The sequence below is a fragment of the uncultured Marinobacter sp. genome (assembly GCF_963974375.1).
GTDB lineage: Bacteria > Pseudomonadota > Gammaproteobacteria > Pseudomonadales > Oleiphilaceae > Marinobacter.
The window spans coordinates 1-6,428 of record NZ_CAXBDN010000250.1; the positions used below are offsets into that span (position 1 = coordinate 1).

Annotated in this window: 8 protein-coding genes and 1 pseudogene; 7 read left to right on the plus strand and 2 right to left on the minus strand. The window is 53.6% G+C overall.

The features are described 5' to 3' along the window. The 7 genes and pseudogenes from AAC035_RS17180 to lgt form a co-directional block, all read left to right on the plus strand. Nucleotides 1–1,586 (plus strand): copper-translocating P-type ATPase (locus AAC035_RS17180; RefSeq protein ID WP_339806316.1); only part of this gene is annotated, 1,586 nt, incomplete at its 5' end. Between the two features lie 27 nt (nucleotides 1,587–1,613). Then, nucleotides 1,614–2,000 carry a DUF302 domain-containing protein gene (locus AAC035_RS17185; protein WP_058089861.1) on the plus strand — a complete coding sequence of 129 codons (387 nt, stop codon included), beginning with the start codon at nucleotides 1,614–1,616 and terminating at the stop codon, nucleotides 1,998–2,000. Between the two features lie 167 nt (nucleotides 2,001–2,167). Next, complete coding sequence (locus AAC035_RS17190; RefSeq protein WP_058089889.1) at nucleotides 2,168–2,377, plus strand: DUF2933 domain-containing protein; 210 nt, start codon at nucleotides 2,168–2,170, stop codon at nucleotides 2,375–2,377. Next, entirely contained in the window at nucleotides 2,331–3,020 is a 690-nt protein-coding gene (locus AAC035_RS17195; RefSeq protein WP_264995208.1) for an isoprenylcysteine carboxylmethyltransferase family protein, read from the plus strand. The genes AAC035_RS17190 and AAC035_RS17195 overlap by 47 nt, the downstream gene beginning before the upstream one ends. Nucleotides 3,021–3,050: 30 nt before the next feature. Next, nucleotides 3,051–3,509 (plus strand): hypothetical protein, encoded by a 459-nt coding sequence (locus AAC035_RS17200; RefSeq protein WP_058089859.1) that lies wholly within the window; start codon nucleotides 3,051–3,053, stop codon nucleotides 3,507–3,509. Between the two features lie 372 nt (nucleotides 3,510–3,881). Next, the gene (locus AAC035_RS17205; protein ID WP_058089857.1) at nucleotides 3,882–4,145 is read left to right on the plus strand and encodes a hypothetical protein; all 264 of its coding nucleotides are present in this window, start codon (nucleotides 3,882–3,884) and stop codon (nucleotides 4,143–4,145) included. Between the two features lie 214 nt (nucleotides 4,146–4,359). Beyond that, nucleotides 4,360–5,144: pseudogene (gene lgt, locus AAC035_RS17210) on the plus strand (prolipoprotein diacylglyceryl transferase). Nucleotides 5,145–5,162: 18 nt separating this feature from the next. On the opposite strand, the gene AAC035_RS17215 reads toward lgt, so the two are convergent. Then, nucleotides 5,163–5,594 carry a hypothetical protein gene (locus AAC035_RS17215; protein WP_339806322.1) on the minus strand — a complete coding sequence of 144 codons (432 nt, stop codon included), beginning with the start codon at nucleotides 5,592–5,594 and terminating at the stop codon, nucleotides 5,163–5,165. 56 nt (nucleotides 5,595–5,650) lie between these two features. Then, nucleotides 5,651–6,373 carry a cytochrome c biogenesis protein CcdA gene (locus AAC035_RS17220; protein ID WP_339806324.1) on the minus strand — a complete coding sequence of 241 codons (723 nt, stop codon included), beginning with the start codon at nucleotides 6,371–6,373 and terminating at the stop codon, nucleotides 5,651–5,653. Nucleotides 6,374–6,428: the final 55 nt, after the last annotated feature.

The following is a 6,428-nucleotide window of genomic DNA, read 5'->3' on the forward strand; positions in this document are numbered from 1 at the left end:
CTGGTGCCATCAAGGCCCTGCTGGATCTGGCACCGGCGACGGCCAGAAAACTGGACGACGATGGCAGCGAATCCGATGTGTCGCTTGATCAGGTCAAGGTCGGTGACCGCTTGCGGGTACGTCCGGGAGACAAGGTGCCGTTGGACGGCGAGGTGCTTGAAGGCAGCTCCAACGTGGATGAATCCATGGTGACCGGTGAGCCTTTGGCAGTCAGCAAAAAATCCGGCGACCAGGTGATCGGTGGTAGCATCAACCAGCAGGGCAGTTTCATCATGCGGGCGGACAAGGTCGGCCGGGACACCATGCTGTCTCAGATCGTGCAGATGGTGGCCAGCGCCCAACGTAGCCGTGCACCGATTCAGGGGCTGGCCGACAAGGTCGCGGGCTATTTCGTGCCAGCGGTGATAGTGATCGCCATTATCGCCTTTATAGCCTGGTCATTGTTCGGGCCGACTCCGCCCATGGCCTTCGGGCTGATTGCTGCTGTGAGCGTGCTGATTATTGCCTGCCCCTGCGCTTTGGGCTTGGCAACGCCGATGTCGATTATGGTCGGCGTTGGGCGGGGTGCTCAAAGCGGTGTGCTGATTCGTGATGCCGAAGCACTGGAGCGCATGGAGAAAGTGGACACCGTAGTGGTGGACAAGACGGGAACGCTGACTGAAGGCAAACCTCAGGTGATCAAACTGGTGACAGCTGAGGGGGGCAGCGAGGACGAGCTCATGCGGTTTGCCGGCGGTCTGGAAAAGGGCAGTGAGCATCCGCTGGCCCACGCCATTCTCGATAAAGCAAAGACCATGGGCTTGAAACTACCGGACGCGGAAGATTTTGATTCACCCAATGGGAAGGGCGTCACCGGCAGGATTGATGGACGACGGGTATTGCTCGGAAACCGGCTGTTGATGGAAGCGGAAAATGTGGACACCGCGGACTTTGAAAGCGAAGCCGACCAGCTCCGCCAGGATGGGGCGACTGTTATTTTCGCGGCCGTAGACGGCAAAGTGGCCGGTTTGCTTGCCATCGCCGATCCGGTGAAAGAAACCACTGAAGCGGCTATTTCTGCACTGCAGAAAGACGGCATCCGAGTCGTCATGCTCACCGGCGACAACCGGACGTCGGCCGAGGCGGTTGCCCGTAAATTGCACATCGATGAAGTGGAAGCGGAAGTGCTTCCGGAGGATAAGGGCAAGATCGTTCAGCGCCTGAAAGATGAGGGCCGTGTTGTGGTGATGGCTGGTGACGGGGTGAACGACGCTCCGGCTCTGGCAACCGCCGATGTAGGCATAGCCATGGGCACGGGCACTGATGTGGCCATCGAAAGCGCCGGCATCACCCTGTTGCGCGGCGATCTCATGGGCATTGTGGAAGCACGTCGATTGTCGCTGGCAACTATGCGCAATATCCGGCAGAACTTGTTTTTTGCCTTTGTCTATAACTCTGCGGGTGTGCCGATAGCGGCCGGCGTTCTATACCCGTTTTTCGGCATCCTGCTGTCACCGATTTTTGCGGCGGCGGCTATGTCGCTGTCTTCGGTCAGCGTGATCGTGAATGCGCTGCGCCTGCGAGTGATTAAGCTTGGCGCTAAGTAATAAACGTTGGATTTGTTGGAGACGATTATGCGGTACACGATTGATCGAATCATAGAAGACGCTGATTTTGACGAGGTTGACAAAAGAACGCGTCAGTCCCTCACAGATCACGGTTTTGGGGTGCTGACAGAAATTGATGTCAAAGCCACGATGAAGGAGAAGCTTGACAAGGAAATGCCCGCGTACCGGATCCTTGGAGCGTGTAATCCTGCTATGGCGTGGGAAGCCATTGGTGTAGAGCCCCGGGTAGGGGCCATGTTGCCGTGCAATGTCATTCTGCGGGAAACGTCTGAAGGTATCGAAGTCAGCGCGATAGATCCCGTAGCTTCAATGACGGCGATTGAAAACAGCGAACTGAAACAGGTTGCCGGTAAGGTCAGGGAGGCACTGTCCGAGGTTATAGCAGGTATCTGAGGCGGCGCCATCGGTTGTTTGAGATCGTGATCAGTTGACCTCGATCAAGTTACACAGGGTGTATCCAGACCGTTCAGCTTGAATTCAGCTCACCGTGATTAACTCCAAGAAGAAGTGTTTTGGCAGGTCGCCAGACCCCAAAGCCAAGACTTTCAATTATTGGAGCGATGGGTATGGAATTTAATCGTCGGTACTGGATCACTTTATCTGTCTTCGGTGTGATCGCCCTGGTGCTCCTTTGGGGCGAGCATAAAGTTCATATACTCGGGGCCTTACCCTGGTTGATTCTCCTGATTTGCCCGTTGATGCATATTTTTATGCATGGCGGTCATGGCACGCATCAACACGCCCAACAAAAGGACGACGACCGTGAGTAGCGAGGCGACGGATTATGGGCTTTGGAGCCTCGTTATTCTGAACTCTGCTGTCTTTATCTTTTTTGCATTCAGCTTTTTTAAACCCCAAACGAAGCGGGACTGGCGCTCGTTCGGGGCGTTCAGTGCTTTTCTCGTCGCGCTGTTCACGGAAATGTACGGGTTCCCGTTGACACTCTATTTCCTGGCGGGCTGGTTGCAGACTCGCTATCCGGATGTGGACTGGTTTTCCCACAACAGCGGGCATTTGCTGGAAATGCTGTTCGGGTGGCAGGGCTCTCCACATTTCGGGCCGTTTCATTTGCTGAGCACGGCTTTCATTGTCGGGGGATTCTATCTGATTGCGGCTGGCTGGCGAACTCTCTATGCCGCCCAGAAAGAGGGCAAACTGGCAACGACAGGGCTATACGCCTGGGTTCGTCATCCCCAGTACGTTGGCTTTGTGTCGATCATGTTTGGGTTTCTTCTCCAATGGCTGACACTGCTCACGTTGGCGATGTTCCCGGTGCTTCTCTGGATGTATTCCCGGTTGTCCGTTCATGAGGAGCAGGAGGTCGAAAAGGTCTTCGGAGACACGTGGCGACAGTATGCCGCTAACACACCGCGCTTTATCCCGAACCTTCGGGATCTGAAACAGCGACTTTAATAGATCACTGAGCCAGAAGAGGGTATCAATATGGACATCAGAACGTTCGGTGAATTGATTGACTGGACCCGGGACCTGCACCAGAACCTGGCAAGTTGTCTGGGGCATTGTGCGACGGCTAATGAAGAGGAGAGAACAAAGGCGCTATTGGAGTATCTCTCGGCTCACGAAGCGGAGCTGGCCCGGATTGTTGATGAGTTTGAACGCCAAAGTGCCCGCAATACGCTTGAGACCCGGGTCTACGATTACCTTAAACACAATCCGATAGAAACCCACCGCACCTGTGACCAGCCCTATGCCAAACTGGATTTTCAGGGGATCTACCGTGAGGTTATGGATTTTCATGGGCAAGTGATGGATCTGTACAAAACGCTGTGGGAGAAAGCGGAAATCCCGGAGGCCAGGGAGTTGCTGGCAGCACTCCTGGAGATGGAGAAGAACGAATCTATGCGTCTGGCCCGTCAGATAGGTCGAATGGACGACCTTTAATGCCTGAAACGCAAGTCGATTGTCGTCATTTCGAAAACGAAAGGTTATTGAAAGCTGGTTCAATTAAAAACCACAGCAATCTATCAACTCTTTGTTTAGTTTTTTGAGAATTTCAGGTCAGTTTCAGCTCTGCGTGATCTAATATAGTTAAATAGGATGACACCTTCTTGAGGATTATAAAAAATAATTTATTAGCAAAATTTATTTTATCGAGTGCGAATTAAAAAAGCCACAGAGGTGTCTGTGGCAAAGTTAACTCAAGAAGACAATGGCCGGGCTTGATGAACATCAATAAAGCCACTGACAGATGCATTAAATCATTCGAAACTGAATTCAGCCTGAATTACCCATCCGAATTTATGGAGACGCGACATGAATAAATTATTTGTAATCATAATCCTTGCTTTCACAGTCTCAATGACCGCTAATGCGGGGGGGCTGGCCGACAGGTTCAATGAAGCTCGCAGTTTCCCTGCTCAAGCACAAAGCCCTGAAGGTCGAACAACGGAGCTGAAAATGGAACATATAAAAATGCATGAAATGCACGATGAGATCCATGTCAGACATGAGAATTTTCATGCCAAAATGCATGTACCTACTAAAAACGCGATAAATCGTTCCCATCACGAAAGATAACCAATATAAATATTTTTAAGTAAATTATGTTTGGCGTCAGTCGAGCTATGATGATTGACGCCAACTTCTCGGGAAAAAGGCATCCACGCGAAGCTAATGTAATAATTGAAAACCTTTCGCAGGTATAGAGTCGATATATTTTGGGATGATAAACCTAAAATCCCACATCGATACTTAGCGTAGCGGACTAGTAACCACGCCAGGAAGAGGTTGAATGCTTTCATACCCAAACATTAATCCCGTGGCAATTTCTCTGGGGCCATTGCAAGTTCATTGGTACGGCCTGATGTATCTTGTTGGTTTTCTGGCAGCTTGGTGGCTTGGGCGCCGAAGGGCTCACCGCTTGGCGTCGAAACGCTGGTTTTCTACTGTGCAGTTGGCGTAATACTTGGCGGGCGGTTCGGTTACGTGCTGTTCTATGATTTCGACAAGTTGTTGGCCAACCCACTCTGGCTGTTCAGAATCTGGGAGGGCGGCATGAGTTTTCATGGTGGTTTTGCCGGGGTGCTGGTTGCCGTTGTTGTCTTTGCGCGCAAGTACAGCCTGGGTTTTCTTCGGCTTACCGACTTCATCGCGCCGCTGGTTCCGATCGGTCTGGGTGCCGGGCGCCTGGGTAATTTCATAAACCACGAACTGCCGGGCAGAGTCAGCGAGGTGCCGTGGGCCATGGCCTTTCCTCATATGGGGCCAGAACCCCGGCACCCGTCTTCTTTGTATCAGTTGGCGCTGGAAGGTGTCGTTTTGTTTGTGGTGCTGTGGTGGTTTACCAGTAACCCCCGGCGAAATGGCGCTGCGTCCGGTTTATTTCTGTTGCTCTACGGCGCGTTCCGTTTCTCCGTTGAGTTTGTCCGCCTTCCGGACCCGCAGCTGGGATTTGTGGCCTTTGGTTGGATGACCATGGGGCAGCTGCTGACATTACCAATGATCATAGTGGGCATCGGCTTGATTGGCTGGTCCAGGCGTCAGCCTGTTGTTTGTACAGCGATGGCGGAAAGCTGAAGGAAACCTGTAGGCAGGTTATTGTTCCTTTTTGAGCCATCCTCTGTACATCCAGCGCGTGGAATAAAACGAAACCAGGGGAATCAATATCCACTGTAATATCGGAGTAACCCCGGTGCCAAGCAGTGGCAATACAGGCATTGATTCGCTGTATTGCCAGCGTTCGCCGGCACCGGTAGCCCAGGCTTCAAACAGCACGGTGACCAACAACCCCACAGCCAGAAAACTCCCCAGGGCGAGGCTCCGCCAGGGCCCTTGTATCCAGAACAGATTTCGTACCGCCAATGCTGCAACCCCATAGGCAAAAAGCGCGATATTGGCATCGCCGACGGCGGCCCGAGTGCATAACCAGATGACAGCACCGTGAGGCGCTTCCCTCATGCCGTCGAAAAAGGGCACCTGGATCATCTCCCAGAAGAAGTGCAAAAAGAAACTGACGGACCAGAACATCAGGACCAGAATCCAGCCAGGGCACCGAGCCTTCGCGCGAGTCATCATATCTTCATTCAGCCTAGCTCTCCGAGCATAGGAAATGCCGATAACATCCAGGACGCAAAGCGTGTCATCTGACCGGTAATCACCATCACGCCCATGATAACCAGCACCACACCCGCGAGCACCCGCAGGTGACGGCTCCAGCGGCTCAACCAGCGCACGCGCTTACGGAAATGCTCGATCGACAGGGCGGTGACCAGAAATGGCACAGCCAGCCCCAGTGAATAGACCGCCAGGTACAACATGCCGGCTTCGGCATTGGCGTGAGTAGAACTGAGCGCCAGTATGGCCCCCAGGATTGGTCCTATGCAGGGTGTCCAGCCGATGGCAAACGCCACACCCAGCACGAACGCTGCCGTGGGCCGTCCGCCTTCCAGCGTATGCCCCAGGCGCCAGTCCCGTTGCAGGGCCGGCATGCTCCACCAACCCAGCATAAACAGGCCCATGAGAACAATCAGCACCCCCGCCACCAGATTGGCTTCCTGCCGGTAGGCCATCAGCCACTGCCCCAGAAGACTGGCGCTGGCTCCTAAAGCAACAAACACTAGGCTGAAGCCGAGCACAAAACAGACACTCAGCCACAGGGCTTTGAGCCGGTTCGAGGCCTCGGTTACGGCACCACCGGTAACCACGGACAAGTAGCCCGGAACCAGTGGCAGGGTGCAGGGTGAGAAGAAGGACACCAGGCCGCCGAGAAAAGCGGCCAGGGTGCCCCAGGTTGCAAGGTCTGGCATTCAGAATCTCCAGAATTCATGGTATTCCTTGCCGTTGGCAGGGACTGGTCTCAGT

What these genes read in the sequence shown, in the direction of transcription:
- AAC035_RS17185 (WP_058089861.1), top strand. Translation starts at nt 1,614, where the DNA reads ATGCGGTACACGATTGATCGAATCATAGAAGACGCTGATTTTGACGAG.
- AAC035_RS17190 (WP_058089889.1), top strand. Translation starts at nt 2,168, where the DNA reads ATGGGTATGGAATTTAATCGTCGGTACTGGATCACTTTATCTGTCTTC.
- AAC035_RS17195 (WP_264995208.1), top strand. Translation starts at nt 2,331, where the DNA reads ATGGCACGCATCAACACGCCCAACAAAAGGACGACGACCGTGAGTAGC.
- AAC035_RS17200 (WP_058089859.1), top strand. Translation starts at nt 3,051, where the DNA reads ATGGACATCAGAACGTTCGGTGAATTGATTGACTGGACCCGGGACCTG.
- AAC035_RS17205 (WP_058089857.1), top strand. Translation starts at nt 3,882, where the DNA reads ATGAATAAATTATTTGTAATCATAATCCTTGCTTTCACAGTCTCAATG.
- AAC035_RS17215 (WP_339806322.1), bottom strand. Translation starts at nt 5,594, where the DNA reads ATGTTCTGGTCCGTCAGTTTCTTTTTGCACTTCTTCTGGGAGATGATC.
- AAC035_RS17220 (WP_339806324.1), bottom strand. Translation starts at nt 6,373, where the DNA reads ATGCCAGACCTTGCAACCTGGGGCACCCTGGCCGCTTTTCTCGGCGGC.